Here is an 18,613-nt window from a genome sequence, read left to right as displayed (position 1 = left end):
TGTGAAAAATGTGCTGATGTGCTGGAGTCGATAAAACGGTCAGGCACTTCAGCACATTTTCCTTTTGATTCATTTCCCACATTCCGCACATTCCATCCCATTCAACCACATTTCATTCCATGAAACCTCTCGCCATCGGCTCCGACCACGCCGGGTTTGCCTACAAGGAACTGCTCAAGCCCTGGCTTGCCGAACAGGGCTACGATGTGAAGGACTTCGGCACCTACTCCGCCGAGTCGGCCGACTACCCCGACTTCGCGCACCCGCTGGCCGCGGCCGTGGCCCAGGGCGAGTTCGAGCAGGGCATTCTGATCTGTGGCTCGGCCAACGGGGTGTGCATCACGGCCAACAAGCACCAGGGCGTACGCGCCGCCATTGCCTGGCTGCCCGAGCTGGCCCAGCTGGCCCGCCAGCACAACAACGCCAACATCCTCTGCCTGCCCGCCCGCTACGTGAGCGAAGACGCGGCCAAGCAGATTGCCCACGACTTCCTGAATACCGCCTTCGAAGGCGGCCGCCACCAGACCCGCGTCGGCAAGATTGACGCGTGCTAGGTGGTGAGATGGTGAAATAGCGAACTGGTGAGTTGACGTCCCAGTGGCACGATTTCCCGGATAGCACCCGCAAAGCAAAGAGCCCCGGCAACAACAGTTGCCGGGGCTCTTTACGCATTTAGGATCATCAAAACGTCAAACGCACCCGCTCACTATTTCACCACCTCACCGCCTAGCCGAAATACCCGCGGCGTGCCGGTGCGCTCGTAGCGGCCGAAGATGTGGGGCAGCTTGTAGCGCAGCTCGGGCAGCAGGCCGGTTTCGTCGATGACGTAGGTGGGCGGGTTGGGCAGGTTCTGGGCCAGGCGCACCACGGCGGTGTACTCGTTGAGGTGGCGGAAGTCGCGGCGGGCCAGGGGCCAGTCCACGTAGGGCGTGCCGGCGTAGTTGTCGACGTAGATGCGGCGGTTCAGGCCCAGCACCAGCACCTGCTGCCCGCGCAGCACCGCGTAGCGCGGGTCCGGCTTGGCGGCGAAGTCGGCTTCCTTGGGCAGGTGCAGCAGCGCCTCCAGCGGCAGCACCGAGCGGTAGCGCACCGCCCCCACCGCCCCGATGACGGCCAGCAGCAGCACCTCGGCAATCCAGAGGCGCTTGGTGCGCTGCCACAAAAACAAACCGAAGTACGCGGCCGGCGCCAGCAGCACCGCCAGCAGCCCCGGCGCCAGCCCCCGCAGCGCCGCCCCGAGAACCAGCGCCACGGCCAGCCACACCAGCATCAGCTGCTGAAACTTCACCTGAAACACCAGGCCCAGCGAAGACGTGAACATGCGCAGCAACGCCAGCGCAATGACCACGCCCGGTACCACCAGCAAACCCAGCTGCAGCCGGGCGGGCAGGGCGTCGGCGGCGGCGGCCCAGTTGAGCATGGGCTCCAGGTGCAGCTGCCGAAATTGCGGCAGCGCGTCGGTGTAAAGGAAAAACGTGGCTACGGCCGCGTAGGGGAAGGCAAAACCGCAGAGCAGCAGCAGAAAGCTGCGGAAAGTGTTGGCCGCAAAGCTGATAACGGCAAACAAACCCAGCAGCAGCAGCCAGGCTAGCGGCAGAAAGCACAGCGCGGCCAACCCCAGCAGAAAGCCCGCCCGAAACAGGCGGCTGCTGTCGTAGCCCTCCCGCGTGGTGGGCAGCAGGGCGCTGAGGGCAAACACGGCGAAGGTCTGCCCGATCAGCAGCGGCGACAGCGTATCCAGCTCGGCCGACACGCTGGCCAGCAGCACGTAGGTGAGGGCCGCGAGGTAGCCGCGCTCGGGGTGCACGTTGTAGCGGTTCAGCACCTGGTTCAGCCGGATGCCCTGCGCCAGCACCAGCACCAGGGCCAGCAGGCGGTACAGAAACCAGGAGCGCGGCAGGGCCAGGTCGAGCAGGGCGTAGACGGCCGCGGCCAGCGGGGCCGTGTGGTCGTACACGTCGCGGTAGAGCAGGGCGCCGGCGTGCAGCCGCTCCCCCACCAGCCAGCCGCGCAGCTCGGCCAGGCTCAGCGGCACCTCGCCCAGCCACAGCAGCGGCAGGCGCAGGCCCAGGGCCAGCAAAATCAGCAGCACCAGGCGCGTGGGCAGCGTACTTCGGAAAAACTCGAGCAACGCAGTTTGGAAGTTAAAGAGTTTAGGAGGGTGTGAGTTGAGGGGACAGCCGCCCAGTCAGCGACGCCCGGCGGCTCACCACTCCGTCCACCAAAGGTAACGCCACCACTGCGCCGCGCACGCATGGCAGTCGGGCGGCCGACCAGGCCCGGCGCCCTCGTGGCGCCGGGCGCTGGCCCCGACTCGGCTCCGCAAGCGCTTCCCCCGTCGAAACTCGATAACTCCCAAACTCCTTAACTCTTAAACTCCTTTTACCTTTGCACATTCTATGGATAGCAAACGACAGCAGAAATTCGCCAGCCTGCTCACTAAAGAGCTGGCCGAGGTGTTCCGGCGCGATATGCCGCACCTTTTCGCCGGCACCCTGCCGCCGAGCATCACCGCCCTGCGCGTGAGCCCCGACCTGGGCGTGGCCAGCGTGTACCTGAGCGTGCTGCTGGCCCAGAACCCGCAGGAGCAGGTGCAACTGATTCAGGACCACACCAAGGACATCCGCTTCGCCCTGGCCAAGCGCGTGCGCAACCAGATGCGCGTAGTGCCCGACCTGCGCTTCTTCCTCGACAACTCGGCCGCCTACGCCACGCACATGGACAAGGTCATTTCGGACCTGAACATTCCGCCCGTGCCACCCGAAGACGACGACCAGCCCCAGCGCCCGCGCCTCTTCGCCGACGAAGACTAAGCGGCGAAATGGTGAGATGGTGAAATGGTGAGTGCCGTTCTGGCTGCGCAGTCTGCGCGGTACCGGCCTTCCGAACATCAAACTCACCATTTCACCATCTCACTATCTCACCATCTCCTCCCCTTGCACTACGACCCGATCAAACGCTCCCTGGGCAACGTGTTCAACCGCACGCCCTGGCTGCGCCGGCTGTTTTACAATCTGCTCGACCTGCTGCTGCTCCGTACCTGGCACGTACACCGCGAATTGCGCCAGTGGGCCCAGGGCCGCCACGACCAGCCCCAGAACATTCTCGACGCCGGCGCCGGCTATGGCCAGTACACTTACTGGCTGTCGGGCCTGAGTGAGAAGTGGCAGATTCTGGCCGTCGACGTGAAGGACGAGCAGGTGGCCGACAGCAACAACTTCTTCCGCCAGATCGGGCGGCGCAACGTGCAGTTCGCGGTGCAGGATTTGGTGCTCTACCAGCAGCCCAACTCGTTTGACCTCGCCCTGAGCATCGACGTGATGGAGCACATCCTGGAAGACGTGGAGGTGATGACCAACCTGCACGCCTCCCTCAAGGACGGCGGCATGCTCATCATCAGCACCCCCTCGGACCAGGGCGGCTCCGACGTGCACGGCGCCGACGACGCCAGCTTCATCGAGGAGCACGTGCGCGACGGCTACAACATCGACGAAATCCAGCAGAAGTTGCGCAAAGCCGGCTTCGACCGCATCGAGGCCATGTACTCCTACGGCCTGCCCGGCCAGATTTCCTGGCGCCTCTCCATGAAGTGGCCCATCCTGATGCTGGGCGTGTCGAAGGCGTTTTTCATCCTGCTGCCGTTCTATTACCTGGCCGTCTTCCCGCTCTGCCTGGTGCTGAACTGGCTCGACAGCACCTCCCGCCACGACTCCGGTACCGGCCTGATTGTGAAGGCCTGGAAGTAGGCCGCCGGGCGCGTATCTTGGGCGACCAACTAACGTACCCTATCCTATGGCCGAGCATCACGACTATTCCGAAATCATTGCTGACATTCTGACTCAACTGCAGCAGCACAGCGTCGAGTTGAAGCGTCAGAGCGAAATTCAAACGCAGGTGCTGACGCGAATGGAGCGTAGTGACGCAGGTTTCAACAACTTCGCCATTGCCGTGCTCAATCATCTGCAGGGCATCAAGGCGGAACTGGTGGAGGTGAAAACGGAAGTCAGTAGTGTGAAAACCGAGGTGCGGGAGCTGAAAGCTGCCGAACGGCTGGCCGACCACGAAGAACGCCTGCGCCGCCTCGAAGACTTTATGCGCCGCGCCAGCTAACCCGCCGGGCCGCTTGTCCGTTGACAAGCCCACTCTTAACTCCCGGTTTCGCCGCTCCCCACCTTGAACGTTCCCTTCCTGATAGCCTGGCGCTACTTCCGCTCGAAGAAAAAGCGCAACATCATCAGCATCATTTCCAACATCTCGATGATCGGGGTGGCCGTGGGAACGATGGCGCTGATCATCGTGCTGTCGGTGTTCAACGGGCTCGAAGACCTCGTCCGCTCGCTCTACGGCAAGTCGGACCCCGACCTGAAAATCACCGCCGTACAGGGCAAGTCTTTCCCGGTCGATGCCTTTCTGGTGGGCCGCCTGCGGTCCGTGCCCGGCGTGCAGCTCGTTACCGAAGTCATCGAGGACAACGCCCTGCTGCGCTACCACGAGCGGCAGATGGTGGTGAAGGTGAAGGGCGTGTCGGAGAATTACTACCAGCAAAGCGAAATTGACTCGGCCATCGTCGACGGCACCCACCAGCTGCGCCGCAACGGCGAGGACTTTGCCCTGATCGGGGCCGGCGTGCAGCACGAGCTCAGCATTGCCCTCGAAAACCGCTTTGCGCCCCTGCTGCTGCTTTACCCGCGCAACACGCCGGGCAAGAAAACGCTGAGCATCAACCCCGAAACGGCCTTCAACCAGGAGCCCATTCTGGCCGGTGGTGTCTTTTCCATCGAGCAGCACGTCGACGACAGCTACATCTTCGTGCCGCTGGGCTTTGCCCAGCGCCTGCTGCGCTACGACAACCGCCGCACTGCCCTGGAAGTGAAAGTGGGCCCGAAACGGCCCCTGGCCGACGTACAGGCCGAACTCAAGCAGGTGCTCGGCCCCGGTTACGCCGTGCTCGACTCCGACGAGCAGCACGTGTCGCTGCTCAAAGCCATCAAAGTGGAAAAGATGTTCGTGTTCATCACCTTCGCCTTTATTCTACTCATTGCCTCGCTCAATATCTTCTTCTCGCTCTCGATGCTGGTCATCGACAAGCGCAAGGACGTGGCCGTGCTGATGGCCATGGGCGCCACCCCCAACATCATCCGGCGCGTATTCCTGATGGAAGGCGCCATCGTGGCCCAGGTGGGCGCGGTGGTGGGCCTCTCGCTGGGCGTCGGCATCTGCTGGCTGCAGCAGCGCTTCGGGCTGGTGTCGATGGGCATGGCCACCAGCGTGGTCGACTCTTACCCGGTGAAAATGCAGGCCTCCGACGTGCTGTGGGTGGGCGTGGCCATCGTGTTCATTACCATTGCCGTATCCATCCGGCCCGCGCTGAACGCGCCGCAAATCGACCTGCGCGAGAATCTTTAGCCGCGCTGCCCGCCAAATTTCGGTGGCTGAAACGCAACCTTTGGGGCTTTTTTGGGGTAATTGGCCGGGATAACCTGTCTTTTACGCGGTGATAATCAGTAGCTTATGAAATTAATATAATTATTGTTAGAATTTATTTTACTTTTTCCGAAAAAGTCGGGATTTTAGCATTTGTTCCTACATTCGACGTTGCTTTGTTGCTGCTGCTATGAAGGTTTCTACCGCACAGCCTTTTCAAATAGTTTACTCGCTGCTTGCGCACGAGTATCTAGGCTACCTGTTTGAGTCTTACGTCGTTCAACTCAGCCCCAAGGGCCAGCTGACGCTGCAGCACCAGAATGTGTCGGCCATGAACGCGGCGGAATTTGCCGACGGCCTCGACGCGCGCGACTTCGAGCTGATTGCCCTGACCGACCAGATTCAGCAGGACGCGGTTATCAAGGAATTCTGGGCCAAGAAGACGACCCCGGCCGACTTCTTCCTCAAGCAGTACGACCAGGAGAAGGGCGACAAGGCGCTGCAGGAGCGCATCAGCCAGTACGTGCAGAACCGCATGGGCCAGATCCTGGAGCGGCTGCAGGGCAAGCTGGTGTTTATCATGGGCAAGGACGGCGAGCCGACCTGGAAGGAAATCCAGGTGGCGCCCGAACCGGCCTCGGTGCTCTTCCATTTCCGCCGCAACCCCGAGAATACCCACTACTTCCCCACCATTCAGTACCGCGGGCAGCGGCTCGACTTTCAGCAGCGCGACGCGGTAATGGTGTGCTGCCAGCCCGCCTGGATGCTGCTCGACGGGGTGCTCCACAACTTCCGCAACGAGGTGGACGGCAAAAAGCTGAGCCCCTTCCTGACGAAGAAGTTCATCATCATTCCGCGGCAGGTGGAGGACAGCTACTACCAGCGCTTCGTGGCGCCCCTGGTGGAGTCGTTCGACGTGCACGCCCGCGGCTTCGACATCCGCTCGGAGCGCTACCAGGCCAAGCCCCACCTCATCTTCTCCGACGTGCCCGCCGGCATCGGCTACGACGCGCCGGAGGACAGCCGCCGCAGCACCATCACCGACGCGAGCGGAGAGCAGATTCATTTCGACGTGGCCTTTCAGTACGGCAACCACATCGTGCGCAACCACGACAAGCGGGTGAGCGTGCAGCTGGAAAAAACCTCGGATTCCTACGTGTTTCACCGCCTGATTCGGGACCTGGAAAACGAGCAGGTGTTCATTCGGGAGCTGCAGGACCGCGCCCTGGAAGTGCGCAACGGCCGCGCCGTGCTCGAAAAAGCCACCGCCTTCAAGTGGCTGCACTCGCACGCCGAGGAACTGGCCCGGCTGGGCTTTACGGTGCAGCAGGGCTCCTCGTCGGGCAAGGACTACTTTATCGGCACGGTCACCGTCAACGTCGGCATCACCGAAAACAACGACTGGTTCGACATTCACGGCACGGTGCGCTTCGGGGAGTTTGAAATTCCCTTCGTGAAGCTACGGCCCTACATCCTGCAGAAGCGCCACGAGTTCAAGCTCCCGAACGGGCAAATTGCCATCATTCCGGAGGAGTGGTTTACGCAGTACCTGGAGCTGTTTGCCTTTTCGGAGGAGCATCATCACTCGCTCACGCTCAAGAAGCACCACGTCGCGCTGGTGTCGGACCTGGAAAACGGCAACCTGGCCACGGTGACCATGTCCAGGAAGCTGGAGAAGCTGCGCGGCTTCGAGGTGGTGGAGGACAAGCCGCTGCCGGCGGGCTTCCGCGGCACGCTGCGGCCCTACCAGCAGGCGGGCTACAACTGGCTGCATTTCGTGCAGGACTACCACTTCGGCGGCTGCCTGGCCGACGACATGGGCCTGGGCAAAACCATTCAGACGCTGGCCATGCTGATGCAGCGGGTGGAAAGCGGCGCGGCCGGCGGCGCGGCGTCGCTCTTGGTGATGCCTACCTCGCTGGTGTACAACTGGCTGAGCGAGGCGCAGAAGTTCACCCCGAACCTGCGCATCCTGACCTATACCGGCACCTACCGCGACAAGAACGTGGAGCAGTTTGCCGACTACGACCTGATCCTGACCTCGTACGGCATCGTCCGGCTCGACGCGGAGCTGCTGCGCGCCTACAAGTTCGATTACGTGATTCTGGACGAGTCGCAGGCCATTAAGAATCCCTCGTCGACGACCTCGCAGGCGGTGCGGCATCTGCACTCCCGCCACCGCCTGATCCTGACGGGTACGCCGGTGGAAAACAGCACCATGGACCTCTGGTCGCAGATGTCGTTTATCAACCCCGGGCTGCTGGGCTCTCAGGCTTTCTTCCGCAAGGAGTTTCTCAAGCCCATCGAGAAGGAAAAGGACGAGGTGAAGACCAAGCGCCTGCACGCGCTCATCAAGCCCTTCATCCTGCGCCGGCACAAGGCCCAGGTGGCCACCGAGCTGCCGGAGAAGATTGAGAACCTGAGCTACTGCCGCATGACCGAGGAGCAGCAAAGCTGCTACGAGGAAACCAAAAGCTACTACCGCAACAAGATTCTGCAGAGCATTGAGGAGCACGGCACGGCCAGCACCCAGTTTATGCTGCTGCAAGGGCTGACCAAGCTGCGCCAGATTGCCAACCACCCCCGCATGGCCGACGCGGACTACGAGCACGAGTCGGGCAAGCTGCGCGAGGTGGTGCGCATGATCCGCAATGTGGTGTCGGAGGGGCACAAGGTGCTCGTGTTTAGTCAGTTCGTGAAGCACCTGGAAATCGTGCGGCACGCGCTCGACGAAAAGCAGATCGAGTACGCCTACCTCGACGGCAACACCCGCGACCGGCAGAAGGAAGTGGCCCGCTTCCAGGAAACGGAGGACCTGCGCGTGTTCCTGATCAGCCTGAAAGCCGGCGGCGTGGGTCTGAACCTGACGGCGGCCGACTACGTGTTCATCCTCGACCCGTGGTGGAACCCGGCCGTGGAGGCCCAGGCCGTGGACCGCGCCCACCGCATCGGGCAGGAGCGCACGGTGTTCACCTACAAGTTCATCACCAAGGGTACGGTGGAGGAGAAAATCCTGGCCCTGCAGAACCGCAAGATTCAGCTGGTGTCGGATTTGATAACCACCGACGAGGCCATCATCAAGACGCTGACCAAGGAGGATATCGAGGAGCTGTTGGGGTAGAATGCGGCCGGCGTCGTAACTAGCAGGCCTATTAACTACTCTTTCCCGATGGGCTTATTCAGCGAATCCGAACCCACCAACGTGGCCATCAACGGGCAGCGCCTGCAGTGCCAGGTGTGCCGCCACGACGCCTTCTGGGGCCGCGACGTGCAGCTGCACACGGCCGTGGCCACCTTCTTCGACCTGGAATGGACCAACCCCTCGGCGCGCTGCTACGTGTGCGCCAGCTGCGGCTACATCCACTGGTTTTTGCCGCAGTAGCGGGGCATTGAGTTGTAAGGGCTTCGACACAGGTTGTCGGTAGAAACCAAGCCTGCAAACCTGGCCGCAACAGCATACCGGCGCAGCGCGCAAGCATGAACGGCTTTCCGTTACGGCTACCGTTGCGCCGTGAATTCCGCACTAAGCTCCGCTACCCGCGCTACATCTTCGCGGGTATGCAGGGCCGATAGCACTACGCGAGTAATCGGCGGGTCGTTCGGAGTGGGGTAGTTTAGGCTGGAAATCAGCACGCCGCGCTGCTCCATGAACGGCGCCAGCGCGGCATCCGAAGCGAAGAATACCGGGAAGCCGGGCGCCGACTGAAACAGCTTAAGCCCGGCCGTGGCCTCCCCGAACTGCTGCGCGTTGGCCATCAGCTGCACCCGCGCTGCGCGGTACAGCGGCTGGGCCTGCACAAAGGCATGCAGATAGGCCGGCACCACCGGCGAAGAGGCGCCGAAAAACGCACTGCGCCGCAGCTCCTCGATGAAGCGCTGATCGGCCAGTACCACGCCGCCGGGCACGCCGCAGGCCTTGGCCAGGGAACTGACGACAACCAGCCGCACGCTCGGCGGTACTTCGATTTCGCTCCGGATGCCCGCGCCGTCGGGGCCGATGACGCCCAGGCCGTGCGAGTCGTCGATGAGCAGGGTGACGGGGCGGTCGGCGGGCAGCTCGCGGGTCCACTGGAAGTCGTAGCGCTGCACCCGCAGCGGGTCCAGGGAATTGGTGACGATGACGACAGGCTCGGGCGTTTCGTGGCGCAGGCGGCGCAGCAGGTGCCGGGCCCAGTCGTCGAAGGAGCGGGTGGTGCCTACGGGGGCGGGGTGCTCGGTAAGCCAGGCGGCCGGGTGGGTGCCGGGGGCGTACTCAAAGCGGCCGGCGCGGGCCAGGGCCTTCACCGCCATCTGCCCCGCCAGATAACCCGACGATACCGTGAGGGCCGCCGGCAGGCCCACCCAGGCGGCCAGGAAGGCCTCGGCTTCGTCGTAGACGCGCAGCTGCAGCGGGCCGTGGCGCGAGGCGCCGTAATTGGTGCCGTAGCGGCTGAGCCCCTCGGCCAGCAGGGCAGCAAAGCCGGGGTTGCGGGCCGTGCCGAGGTAGCCAGTCCCGCTGCAGAACAGGTACTGGCGGCCATCGGGCGCCAGTAAGGTGCGGCCGGGCAGGTGGTCGACGGAGAGCATGGCAGGGCGGAAAAGCGGGACGTGGCCAAAACTAGGGCTTCGATGGTATACTTGCACAGGCCCTTTACCCGCCGCCCGATGGACGATTTGCGCAATACCGACCCGGAAGACCTCCACTACATGCTGCTGGAAGTGGAAAGCACCTTCGCCATTCTGTTTGCCCAGAATGAATTGGCGCGGGTGGCCACGTTCGGCGAATTCTGCGACGTAGTAGCCCGCCGACTCCGCCAGCCCCACGTCGATACCTGCACGTCTCAACAGGCATTTTATCGGTTGCGCGCCGCTTTCCGGGCGGTGGTACCCGCCGCCTCAGCCGACTTTGCGCCGACTACGCCCCTGGCTGCCCTGCTGCCTCGCTCGCAGCGTCGGCAGCAGGTGGCCCGGCTGGAACAGGCGCTGGGTCTATCGGTGCGGCTGCTGGAGCCGCGCGGCTGGATAGTGGCGAGTCTGTTGGGGCTGCTGTTACTGTCGATAGCTGGGCTGTTCTTCTCCCCGGTTGCTGGGCTGGCCGGGCTGGCCGGCGCGATTGGCGGCATCCGTCTGGCCTCCTGGCTCGGCCGGGAGCTGGCGGTAACGACAGTCCGGGAGCTGGTGGAGCAGTTGCTTACCACAAACTACGCGCAGCTTCGGCGGCAGCCCGGCACGGTCAACTATCAGGAGCTGCCCGGGATATTAGAGCGGATGTTTGTCGGGCGGCTGGGGCTGGAACCTCGGGCACTACGGCCGGATTCGCCGTTTCAGTAAGACGGCGGTGCCGCCTGGCCGCTGCCAATTCTGTGCGCTTTTCACCCGCTTGTACCATGCGCCTGCTCCTCCGCACCCCCGTTGCCCAGTCGCCCGCCGAGGTGTGGGCCGGCTTCACCCGCCAGCTCTTCCTCGACCTGGCCCCGCCCCTGCCCCGGATGCGCCTGCGGCGCTTCGACGGCTGCCAGCGCGGCGACGTGGTGGAAATCGAGCTGCACCTGGGGCCCTTGAGCTTCGGGCGCTGGACCTCGCTTATCACCGAGCACGGCGAGCTGCCCGGCGGCGGGCGCTACTTCGTGGATGAAGGCCAAGAGCTGCCCGGCCCGCTGCGCTTCTGGCGGCACCGCCACCTGCTCGAAGCCGGTCCAAACGGTGGCTGCGTCATTGTGGAAGACCTGGAGTACCGCACCTTCTCGCCCCTGCTCGATGCGCTGCTACGGCCCGCGGTGTGGGCGCAGTTTGCCTGGCGGCGGCCCATCTACCGGCGGTATTTCGGCGTGGGCCGGTAGGGCGAGCCGAAGGTCGATGCAGCGCGCCCTTTTAGCTCACGTATCCTGCTGACATTCAGGTGGCCATTGGGCTGAAATACGCAAGTTAAAAGGTCGCGCTACATCCCCCGCAGCGGCAGCACCATGCGGATGTCGGCGCGCTGGTACTCCGAGGCGGGCAGCGGCGCCTCCTGGAAGCCCAGCTTGCGGTACAGGCTCAGGGCGGGGGCCAGCTTGCGGTTGGAGAGCAGCTCGATTTCCTGGGCGCCGATGGCGCGGGCTTGGGCAATGGCCGCCTGCCCCAGCAGCCAGCCGATGCCCAGACCCTGCGCGGCGGGCGTTACGGCCATCTTGGCCAGCTCGTACACGCCCCCGTGCTCCTTGATAAGGGCGCAGGTACCCACCAGCTTACCCATGTGCCGGGCCATGAAGATGTGGCCGCCGGGCCGCAAGATGTAGCCCTCGGGGTCGTCGAGCATGCGGCGGTCCAGGTCTTCGAGCACGAAGTAGCGCGTAATCCACTCCACGTTCAGGTCGCGGAAGGCGGCCTGGTGGGCGGGCTCGTAGGGTAGAATTTCGACGGAAGCGTCGGGCGTGGTCATCGGCGGGAAAAATAAAATGAGGCCGCGAAGGACGGCCGCCGCCGGGCACCGCGCAAGAGCGCACCCCGGCGGCGGGCTACTTACAGCGGGGTAAGTTTTGGGCCGAAAGCGCCGCTGGGGCCTTAGTTGGCACTCACCGAGGCCGTCATTTTTCCGCGCTGGTGGCTGCGGCCCCAGTGCCACATCTGCTTGAGCACCGGGCACAGGGTGTAGCCGTGCGGAGTCAGGCTGTACTCGACGCGCGGCGGCACCTCCGGAAATACCTCGCGCTGCACCAGGCCGGCGGCTTCCAGCTCGCGCAGCTGCTTGGTCAGGATCCGTTCACTGACGGCTGCGCCCAGGTGGCGGCGCACCTCGCTGAAGCGGCGGGGCTGCGGGTTCAGGAAAATGAGGACGTCGGCCTTGTGCTTGCCCTTGATGCAATGCACCAGCGCGTCGATGGGGTTGTCCATGCCGCGAGTGTACGCAAAACGCCCGTGGCAGTGGCGGCCACCCGCCGAGCCCGTCACCCGTTCGGGCTGGTCCGAAATCGAGGGTCTGCCCCTCGAAATCGATCTGCTTTAGCTTGAAATCGAGGGTCCGACCCTGGAAATCGACTCTTTTTGGCTCAAAATCTGGGGTCTGCCCCCCGATTTCCGGTGGGCGGCGTGCTCGTCCGGCTGCGGTTGGCGAACTTTGCGGTCCTTCGTTCGCGTTTGCCTCGTCTATGCCTCAACCCGCTGCCTCCGTTACCCTCAAGCCCGGTAAAGATCAATCCCTGCGTCGCCTGCACCCCTGGGTGTTTTCGGGTGCCATAGCCCGCCTGCAGGGCGAAGTGGTGGAGGGTCAGGTGGTGACGGTGTACGCCCACAACGGCGAGCTGCTGGGCCAGGGGCACTACGCCCCCGGCTCCATTGCCGTGCGCATGCTCAGCTTCGGCGACGCGGCCCCCATCGACGAGGCCTTCTGGGTCGAGAAGCTGGGCAATGCCTACCGGCTGCGCCACAGCCTGGGCCTGACCGGCCAGGGTGCCACCAACGTGTACCGCCTCGTGCACGCCGAGGGCGACGGGGTGCCCGGCCTGATTATCGACGTGTACGGCGACGTGGCCGTGGTGCAGGCCCATAGCGCGGGCATGTACCAGGCCCGCCCGCACATTGCCGCCGCGCTGCAGCAGGTGGTGCCCGGCCTGCGCGCCATCTACGACAAGAGTAGCGAAACTGTGCCCGCCAAAGCCGCGCCCGGGGCCCAGAATGATTACCTCTTTGGCCAGAGCAGCGGCCAGGAGCACGTGGTGGAGGAGAACGGCCACCGCTTCGCCGTGGACTGGGAAACGGGCCAGAAAACCGGCTTTTTCATCGACCAGCGCGACAACCGTGCCCTGCTGGCCCGCTACGCCCCGGGTCGTCGCGTGCTGAACACGTTCTGCTACACCGGCGGCTTTTCAGTGTACGCCCTGCAGGCCGGCGCCGAGCTGGTGCACTCCGTCGATTCCAGCAAAAAGGCCATCGAGCTGACCAACCGCAACGCCGAGCTGAGCGGGCTGCAGGACAAGCACGAAGCCTACGCCCAGGACGTGTTCACGTTCCTGAAGGACCGCCACAACCAGTACGACCTCATCGTGCTCGACCCGCCGGCTTTTGCCAAGCACCTCTCGGCCCGCCACAACGCGCTGATGGGCTACAAGCGCCTGAACGTGGCCGGCATCAAGCAGATTGCCCCCGGCGGCCTGCTGTTCACGTTCAGCTGCTCGCAGGTAGTGAGCATGGAGCTGTTCGAAGGTGCCATCATGGCCGCCGCCATCGAGGCGGGCCGCCCGGCGCGCATTCTGCACCGCCTCACCCAGCCCGCCGACCACCCCGTCAGCCTCTTCCACCCCGAGGGTGAGTACCTGAAAGGCCTGGTGCTGGCCGTGGATTAGGGCGTAAAGCGGGTCGGCAAAACAGAAAGCAGGCAGGATGTAGCGCGGGCTTTAGCCCGCGTGCGCCCGAACAACGTCCTCCCAAACGACGTCGGCCAATCGGGCGCGGGCTAAAGCCCGCGCTACCCCGTGCGCGAACCAGTCTTTGCCGTTTGCCGGGCGCTCCAGCCCAGCCGGGCCGTCAGTTCAGGCCGACAAACAAACGGGGCGCAGCCGTCATGGCTGCGCCCCGTTTGCGTCAGGATTCAGGCCGGCTCAGCGCACGATTTCCACCCAGCCCTTGGCCGTGATGCCGCCGTCGGGGGCGCGGAGCAGGTAGTAGTAAAGGCCGTTGGGCAGCCGGCCGCCGTCCCATTCGCCCTGGTAGTCGCGGCGCTCATACACTTGGTTGCCCCAGCGCGAAAACACCTGCAGCTGGCCCGGGCAGCCGCCCACCCGCGGCCGAAAAGTATCGTTGTCGCCGTCGCCGTTCGGGGTGATGATGTTGGGCAGAAAAGCCGCCTGCACCGCTACCGGCGGCAGCGTGAGCTGGGTGGTGCAGGGGCCGGAGCCCGCCCCGGGCCGCCCGACGCGAGGCTGAAACGTGCCGGCCGTGAGGTATTGGTGCTCCACCACCGCGCCCGTGGCCGGGGGCGTGCCGTCGCCGAAGTCCCAGCTGAGCTGCCCGGCCGTGGGGCCGGTGGCTTCAAAGCGAATCAGGCGCGGGGCAACCTCCGTAGTCTGGCAGGCGGGGTTTGTCCAGCGGGCGGTAGGCGTCAGGTCGGCGGGCACCGTCACGCGGTAGGGCTGCGCGCCGCAGCCACCGGGCAGGGTGTAGGTCAGCACGCTGGTGCCGGGCGCGGCGGGCGGGGTAAACAGGCCCGCCGGCGTCACGCCCACTCCGCTCCAGGTGCCGCCGGCCGGCTGGGCGCGCAGCTGAAAGGGCTTCAGATCAAGGCAGAGCACGGTATCGGCGGGCAGGCTGATGGGCGACAAGAGCAGCACTTCCACTTCCTGCGTGACGGTAACCGGGCAGTCGATGCCGAGCAGGGCCCCGAAGTTGACCGCGTACGTGAGCGTGTGGCGGCCCGGCCCGGCCAGGGCCGGGTTAAAGCGGTTGCCGCTCACGCCGGGTCCGCTGAAGGTGCCGCCAACCGGCGTGGCCGCCAGCACCACCCCGTGCGGGGGCACGCCCACGCAGAAGCTCACCGGCGGCACAGGCTCGAACTCCACCGCGGGGGGCACGATTACGCCGATGGTGAGCTGCCCGCTGCCGGGGCACTGCCCGGGCAGGGAGGACGCGGGCCCGGCGTACGACAGCACCTGATTGCCGGCCAGCGCCGGGCTGGGCGTGAAGAAATACCCCGCCGCGGCCGAGCCCGACACGCCGGCGCCCGTCCAGGTACCGCCCGCCGGGGTGGCCTGCAGCGGCACGCGGCCCGAGTAGGCGCACACCAGGGTGCGCGGGGCCGACAGCGTTACCGCCGTACCCGTGCCAATCTGCACCAGGCGCACTTTCTGGGCCGGGCAGGTGCGCTGGCTGGTATCCGGGGCGGTGTACTTCAGCGGTAGCATCCCCGTCATGCCCGCGGTGGGCGTGAAGGTGAAGCCCGCGGCCACCGAGCCCGTCACGCCCGGGCCGCTCCAGGTGCCGCCCGCCGGCTGCCCGCCCCACAGCCGGATGGGGCCGCTGCTGGTACACAGCAGCGTATCGGGGGGCACGAGGGCCACGCCGCCGGGCGGGCGCACGTTGACGAGGAGCGTATCGGTGGGCATGGGGCAGCGCCGGTTGCCGGGAAAGGCATACAGCAGCACGTGCGTACCCAGGCCGGCCAGGTTGGGCGTGAAGTAGTAGCCCGAGGTGTTGTTGCCCGTCACGCCCGGCCCCGTCCAGATGCCCCCGGCCGGCGCGCCGAACAGCGGCGTCGGCGGGTCGTTCAGGCAGGCTTTGCGGGGCGGGCCGGCATCCACGAAGCGGCGCCCCAGCACCACAATGCGCTTGACGCCCACGGCCGGGCAGCGCCCGCCCGGCACGGTGTAGCTCAGCAGGTGCGTGCCCGGGCCAGCCGCCACCGGGTCGAAGGTGGCGCCGGTGACGGTGACCGTCACGGCCGGGCCGCGGTAGGTGCCGCCGGCCGGGGAGCCCTGCAGCGGCACCAGCGCCGGCGGCGGCCCCTGCGGCTGCAGGCAGATGGTATCGGCGGGGGCCGTGAGGCGGGCCAGGGACTGGGGCAGCACCCGTACGTAGCGGGTGCTGGTGCCGGCGCAAAGGCCTGTCAGCGGGCTGGTGTAGGTGAGCAGCTGGGTGCCCACCAGCGTGGTATCGGGCAGGAAGGTGAAGCCCGCGGCCACCGAGCCCGTCACGCCCGGGCCGCTCCAGGTGCCGCCCGCCGGCGAGCCGCCCAGCGGCACTTCGCCGCCGCGGGCGCACACCAGCAGCGTATCGGCCGGAGCGGTGCCGGTACCGGCCACGAAGGCGAGCTTGAAGGCGGCGTTGTTGCAGTGCGCCGAGCCGTTGGTGGTCTGGTAGGAATTGGCTCCGGCCGGTATCGGAATGCCGGTGCCCGCGCCCTGGTTGCAGGCGCACAGGGCCTGAAACAGCGTGCCCTGGGCGTTGAAGCGCGAGGAGCCGCCGTCCACGTGGTCGTCGGCCGCGGAGCCGTAGAACGAGGCGTAGTCCAGGGTGCGGGCCTCGTCGGAGAGCTGCATCAGGTAGAAGTCGTTGCCGTCGGTGGTGCTTTGCAAGGCGTTGCTGCTCACGGGCAGGCCCAGGGTCGAGCCGTTGTTCGGGTCGATGCCGCCGCCCCAGCCCGCCAGCAGCAGGCGCCCGGCGCAGTCCACATCGAAGGCCGTGGGCGAAATGTCGGTGGTGGGGCGGCCCGCGCCGAGCAGGGTGGCAAAGCCGGCCGTGCGCAGGTTGGGCGCCAGCTGCTGCAGGAAGAGGTGGCCGTTGCTCTGTCCGTAGCGGCCGGTGCTGGCCACCGGCCAGGTGTTGTTGCTCAGCGTCTGGCCCAGCACGTACACCTGATTCGTAGGCCCGCCGCGCCGCACGAAGTAGGCCTGGTCGTAGCTGCCGGTGCCCAGGTAGGTCGACTGCGTCAGCGCCCCGCCGGCCGTGAGCCGGGCCACGAAGCCGTCGACGCCGCCGGCCAGGGCGGGGCGGTAGCCGCCCGCCACGCCGCCCAGGTTGGGGCTGGTGGTGCCGCCGGCCACCAGCAAGTCGCCGGTGGCTTCTTCGCGGAACAGGGAGTAGGCCGCGTCGGCGCCCTGCCCGCCCAGCGGCGTGGCCCAGCGCACCCGGCTCAGGCTGGAGTCGAGGCTCATCACCACGCCGTCGGAGAGGCCGCCGCGGTAGGCGCTGCCCAGGCCCGGAAAGTCGGGGCTGCTGGTGGTAGTGGCCACGTACACGTTGCCCTGCGCATCCAGGGCCAGGTCGCCGCGAAACGGGTCGCCGTGGTTGTGGGCCAGGCGCGGGGCGGCGGCCAGCGGGTTGGTCAGGCCGTCGGTGCCCGAGCCGCCGAGGTAGGTACTGGCCCGCAGCCGGCCGCCGCTGGCACTCAGGCGCGTGAGCACCAGGTCGGTGCCGGCCGTGAGCGTGATGGAGAGGCTGGTGCCGTAGGGCGAAATGGCCGGGCCGCCGCGGAAGCTGCGCCCCAGCGCCCCGGTGGTGGTGGGGTAGGTGCCCGAGGCCGTGGAGCCGAGCAGCAGCAGCTCCCCGCGGGCGTTGACGAGCAGGCTGTGCGGAAAATCGGCACTGTTGCCGCCCAGGTAGGTGGCCCAGGCCCGAGCCGCAGGGCCGGTGCTACCGGCCACGAACTTCATCACCGCCACGTCGATGTTGCCGGCGAAGGTGGTCTGGTAGGCGCCGGTGGTGGCGGGGAAGCCCGGGTCGAAGGCCACGCCGGCGGTATAGAGGTTGCCCTGCGCGTCGTAGGTGGAGGCGAAGCCCCAGTTTTCCACTGCCGAGCCGGTGTAGCTGGCAAACTGCACCACCGGGTCGATGACCAGCGGGCGGGTGTGGTCGTAGAGGCCCAGGCGGAAGCTCACCGTGGTGCCCTGCAGCTGAAAGGCGCAGGCCACGGGCTGGGGCCGGCCCCGGGCGTCGAGCTGCCAGGCCCGGGGCCGCTGCTCGGTCAGCAGCCCGGCGGCGGTCTGCACGATGAGGTTGCCGGTGGCCGCGTCGAGGCGCAGGCTTTCGGCGCCGTGGTAGCGCAGGCGGGGCCGGGTAGCGTCGGCGCCGGCGGCCAGCAGCAGGTCGTATTCCAGCTGATGCGCGGCGTTTTCCTTCAGCACCACGTCGGTGCCGGGCCAGGGCTGGCGGTAGCGCAGCTGCCGCCAGGCGCGGGCGTCGGCGGCCCAGCGGCGGCTTTCGCTGCCGTGGATGAAGTGGTAGGTATCGGGGGCGGGCTCCTCGGCGGCCAGCGCGGCGCCGGCCACGGCATCCTCAAACTCCACCCGCACGGCGTGCACCGTCAGCGGCTGGTTGGCGGCGCCCGGCGGCTCCTGCCCCTTGCGCGGCGCGTGCTGGGGCAGCCCGGCGGCCAGCACGTAGGTCAGCCCGTCGGCCCGGGCAAACACGCGGGCGGCCGGGCTGAGCTGGGCGGCGTAGCGGGCGGGTTCGGCCCATTGCCCGCGGTTTTCGATAAAGGTCAGCCGCTCAGCCGGGTCGGCGGCCCGGGCCGTGAGAGGCCACAATCCAGCAAGCAGGAAAAAGCGGGTAATCGTTCGAATCATAAGCAGGTCAGGATGCAACAGGTGAGGCGGGCAGGACGAAACGAGCAGCGCTACGGAAGCATATGGAAAGAATTATGTTTCACGGACTGGAATTATACTATTGGTAATAAGCTGGTTGGCCTAGGGTAAACATATCTGCTGGGCGGCGCTTTTCAAACCGAAGTGCCGAAAGTCCT

At 66.0% G+C, this 18,613-nt stretch carries 15 protein-coding genes; 10 read left to right on the top strand and 5 right to left on the bottom strand.

What is annotated here, in order from left to right; genetic code table 11:
* Positions 1–119: 119 nt before the first annotated feature.
* Positions 120–554 carry a ribose 5-phosphate isomerase B gene (gene rpiB, locus DLM85_RS21735; protein ID WP_111480287.1) on the top strand — a complete coding sequence of 145 codons (435 nt, stop codon included), beginning with the start codon at positions 120–122 and terminating at the stop codon, positions 552–554.
* A 152-nt stretch (positions 555–706) separates the two neighbouring features.
* Here rpiB and DLM85_RS25615 read toward each other — a convergent pair whose 3' ends face one another.
* Entirely contained in the window at positions 707–2,131 is a 1,425-nt protein-coding gene (locus tag DLM85_RS25615) for a hypothetical protein (RefSeq protein WP_165822246.1), read from the bottom strand.
* A gap of 268 nt (positions 2,132–2,399) precedes the next feature.
* Here DLM85_RS25615 and DLM85_RS21725 point away from each other — a divergent pair, with 268 nt between their 5' ends.
* From DLM85_RS21725 to DLM85_RS21700, 6 genes are all read left to right on the top strand, one after another.
* Positions 2,400–2,813 (top strand): ribosome-binding factor A, encoded by a 414-nt coding sequence (locus DLM85_RS21725; RefSeq protein WP_111480286.1) that lies wholly within the window; start codon positions 2,400–2,402, stop codon positions 2,811–2,813.
* Positions 2,814–2,936: 123 nt separating this feature from the next.
* Complete coding sequence (locus tag DLM85_RS21720) at positions 2,937–3,746, top strand: class I SAM-dependent methyltransferase (RefSeq protein WP_111480285.1); 810 nt, start codon at positions 2,937–2,939, stop codon at positions 3,744–3,746.
* Between the two features lie 46 nt (positions 3,747–3,792).
* Positions 3,793–4,110 carry a hypothetical protein gene (locus DLM85_RS21715; protein ID WP_111480284.1) on the top strand — a complete coding sequence of 106 codons (318 nt, stop codon included), beginning with the start codon at positions 3,793–3,795 and terminating at the stop codon, positions 4,108–4,110.
* A gap of 63 nt (positions 4,111–4,173) precedes the next feature.
* On the top strand, positions 4,174–5,406 hold the full coding sequence (locus DLM85_RS21710) for an ABC transporter permease (protein ID WP_111480283.1): 1,233 nt from the start codon (positions 4,174–4,176) through the stop codon (positions 5,404–5,406).
* A gap of 208 nt (positions 5,407–5,614) precedes the next feature.
* Positions 5,615–8,545, top strand: a complete 2,931-nt coding sequence (locus DLM85_RS21705; RefSeq protein ID WP_111480282.1) for a DEAD/DEAH box helicase — start codon at positions 5,615–5,617, stop codon at positions 8,543–8,545.
* 48 nt (positions 8,546–8,593) lie between these two features.
* Complete coding sequence (locus DLM85_RS21700) at positions 8,594–8,806, top strand: hypothetical protein (RefSeq protein ID WP_111480281.1); 213 nt, start codon at positions 8,594–8,596, stop codon at positions 8,804–8,806.
* 116 nt (positions 8,807–8,922) lie between these two features.
* On the opposite strand, the gene DLM85_RS21695 is transcribed toward DLM85_RS21700, so the two are convergent.
* Complete coding sequence (locus DLM85_RS21695; protein WP_111480280.1) at positions 8,923–9,990, bottom strand: aminotransferase class I/II-fold pyridoxal phosphate-dependent enzyme; 1,068 nt, start codon at positions 9,988–9,990, stop codon at positions 8,923–8,925.
* Between the two features lie 78 nt (positions 9,991–10,068).
* Here DLM85_RS21695 and DLM85_RS21690 point away from each other — a divergent pair, with 78 nt between their 5' ends.
* On the top strand, positions 10,069–10,734 hold the full coding sequence (locus DLM85_RS21690; RefSeq protein WP_111480279.1) for a hypothetical protein: 666 nt from the start codon (positions 10,069–10,071) through the stop codon (positions 10,732–10,734).
* 56 nt (positions 10,735–10,790) lie between these two features.
* A complete protein-coding gene (locus DLM85_RS21685; protein ID WP_111480278.1) occupies positions 10,791–11,243 on the top strand; it encodes an SRPBCC family protein in 453 nt (150 codons plus the stop codon).
* A 98-nt stretch (positions 11,244–11,341) separates the two neighbouring features.
* On the opposite strand, the gene DLM85_RS21680 is transcribed toward DLM85_RS21685, so the two are convergent.
* Positions 11,342–11,824, bottom strand: coding sequence for a GNAT family N-acetyltransferase (locus DLM85_RS21680; RefSeq protein WP_111480277.1), 483 nt, complete (start codon positions 11,822–11,824; stop codon positions 11,342–11,344).
* Between the two features lie 122 nt (positions 11,825–11,946).
* A complete protein-coding gene (locus DLM85_RS21675; protein ID WP_111480276.1) occupies positions 11,947–12,276 on the bottom strand; it encodes a winged helix-turn-helix transcriptional regulator in 330 nt (109 codons plus the stop codon).
* Positions 12,277–12,530: 254 nt separating this feature from the next.
* Between DLM85_RS21675 and DLM85_RS21670 the strand changes: the two genes are divergently transcribed.
* Positions 12,531–13,724: a class I SAM-dependent rRNA methyltransferase gene (locus tag DLM85_RS21670; protein ID WP_111480275.1), complete on the top strand. Its 1,194-nt coding sequence runs from the start codon at positions 12,531–12,533 to the stop codon at positions 13,722–13,724.
* Positions 13,725–13,979: 255 nt separating this feature from the next.
* On the opposite strand, the gene DLM85_RS21665 is transcribed toward DLM85_RS21670, so the two are convergent.
* Complete coding sequence (locus DLM85_RS21665) at positions 13,980–18,437, bottom strand: DUF7948 domain-containing protein (RefSeq protein ID WP_133257194.1); 4,458 nt, start codon at positions 18,435–18,437, stop codon at positions 13,980–13,982.
* Positions 18,438–18,613: the final 176 nt, after the last annotated feature.

It is taken from the genome of Hymenobacter edaphi (genome assembly GCF_003258365.1).
GTDB classification, from domain to species: domain Bacteria; phylum Bacteroidota; class Bacteroidia; order Cytophagales; family Hymenobacteraceae; genus Solirubrum; species Solirubrum edaphi.
Note: the sequence above shows the minus strand (reverse complement) of the source record. Positions and strands in the feature narration are given on the sequence as shown.

What these genes read in the sequence shown, in the direction of transcription:
- DLM85_RS21680 (WP_111480277.1), bottom strand. Translation starts at nt 11,824, where the DNA reads ATGACCACGCCCGACGCTTCCGTCGAAATTCTACCCTACGAGCCCGCC.
- DLM85_RS21725 (WP_111480286.1), top strand. Translation starts at nt 2,400, where the DNA reads ATGGATAGCAAACGACAGCAGAAATTCGCCAGCCTGCTCACTAAAGAG.
- DLM85_RS21675 (WP_111480276.1), bottom strand. Translation starts at nt 12,276, where the DNA reads ATGGACAACCCCATCGACGCGCTGGTGCATTGCATCAAGGGCAAGCAC.
- DLM85_RS21705 (WP_111480282.1), top strand. Translation starts at nt 5,615, where the DNA reads ATGAAGGTTTCTACCGCACAGCCTTTTCAAATAGTTTACTCGCTGCTT.
- DLM85_RS21670 (WP_111480275.1), top strand. Translation starts at nt 12,531, where the DNA reads ATGCCTCAACCCGCTGCCTCCGTTACCCTCAAGCCCGGTAAAGATCAA.
- DLM85_RS21695 (WP_111480280.1), bottom strand. Translation starts at nt 9,990, where the DNA reads ATGCTCTCCGTCGACCACCTGCCCGGCCGCACCTTACTGGCGCCCGAT.
- DLM85_RS21715 (WP_111480284.1), top strand. Translation starts at nt 3,793, where the DNA reads ATGGCCGAGCATCACGACTATTCCGAAATCATTGCTGACATTCTGACT.
- DLM85_RS21665 (WP_133257194.1), bottom strand. Translation starts at nt 18,437, where the DNA reads ATGATTCGAACGATTACCCGCTTTTTCCTGCTTGCTGGATTGTGGCCT.
- rpiB (WP_111480287.1), top strand. Translation starts at nt 120, where the DNA reads ATGAAACCTCTCGCCATCGGCTCCGACCACGCCGGGTTTGCCTACAAG.
- DLM85_RS21700 (WP_111480281.1), top strand. Translation starts at nt 8,594, where the DNA reads ATGGGCTTATTCAGCGAATCCGAACCCACCAACGTGGCCATCAACGGG.
- DLM85_RS21690 (WP_111480279.1), top strand. Translation starts at nt 10,069, where the DNA reads ATGGACGATTTGCGCAATACCGACCCGGAAGACCTCCACTACATGCTG.
- DLM85_RS21685 (WP_111480278.1), top strand. Translation starts at nt 10,791, where the DNA reads ATGCGCCTGCTCCTCCGCACCCCCGTTGCCCAGTCGCCCGCCGAGGTG.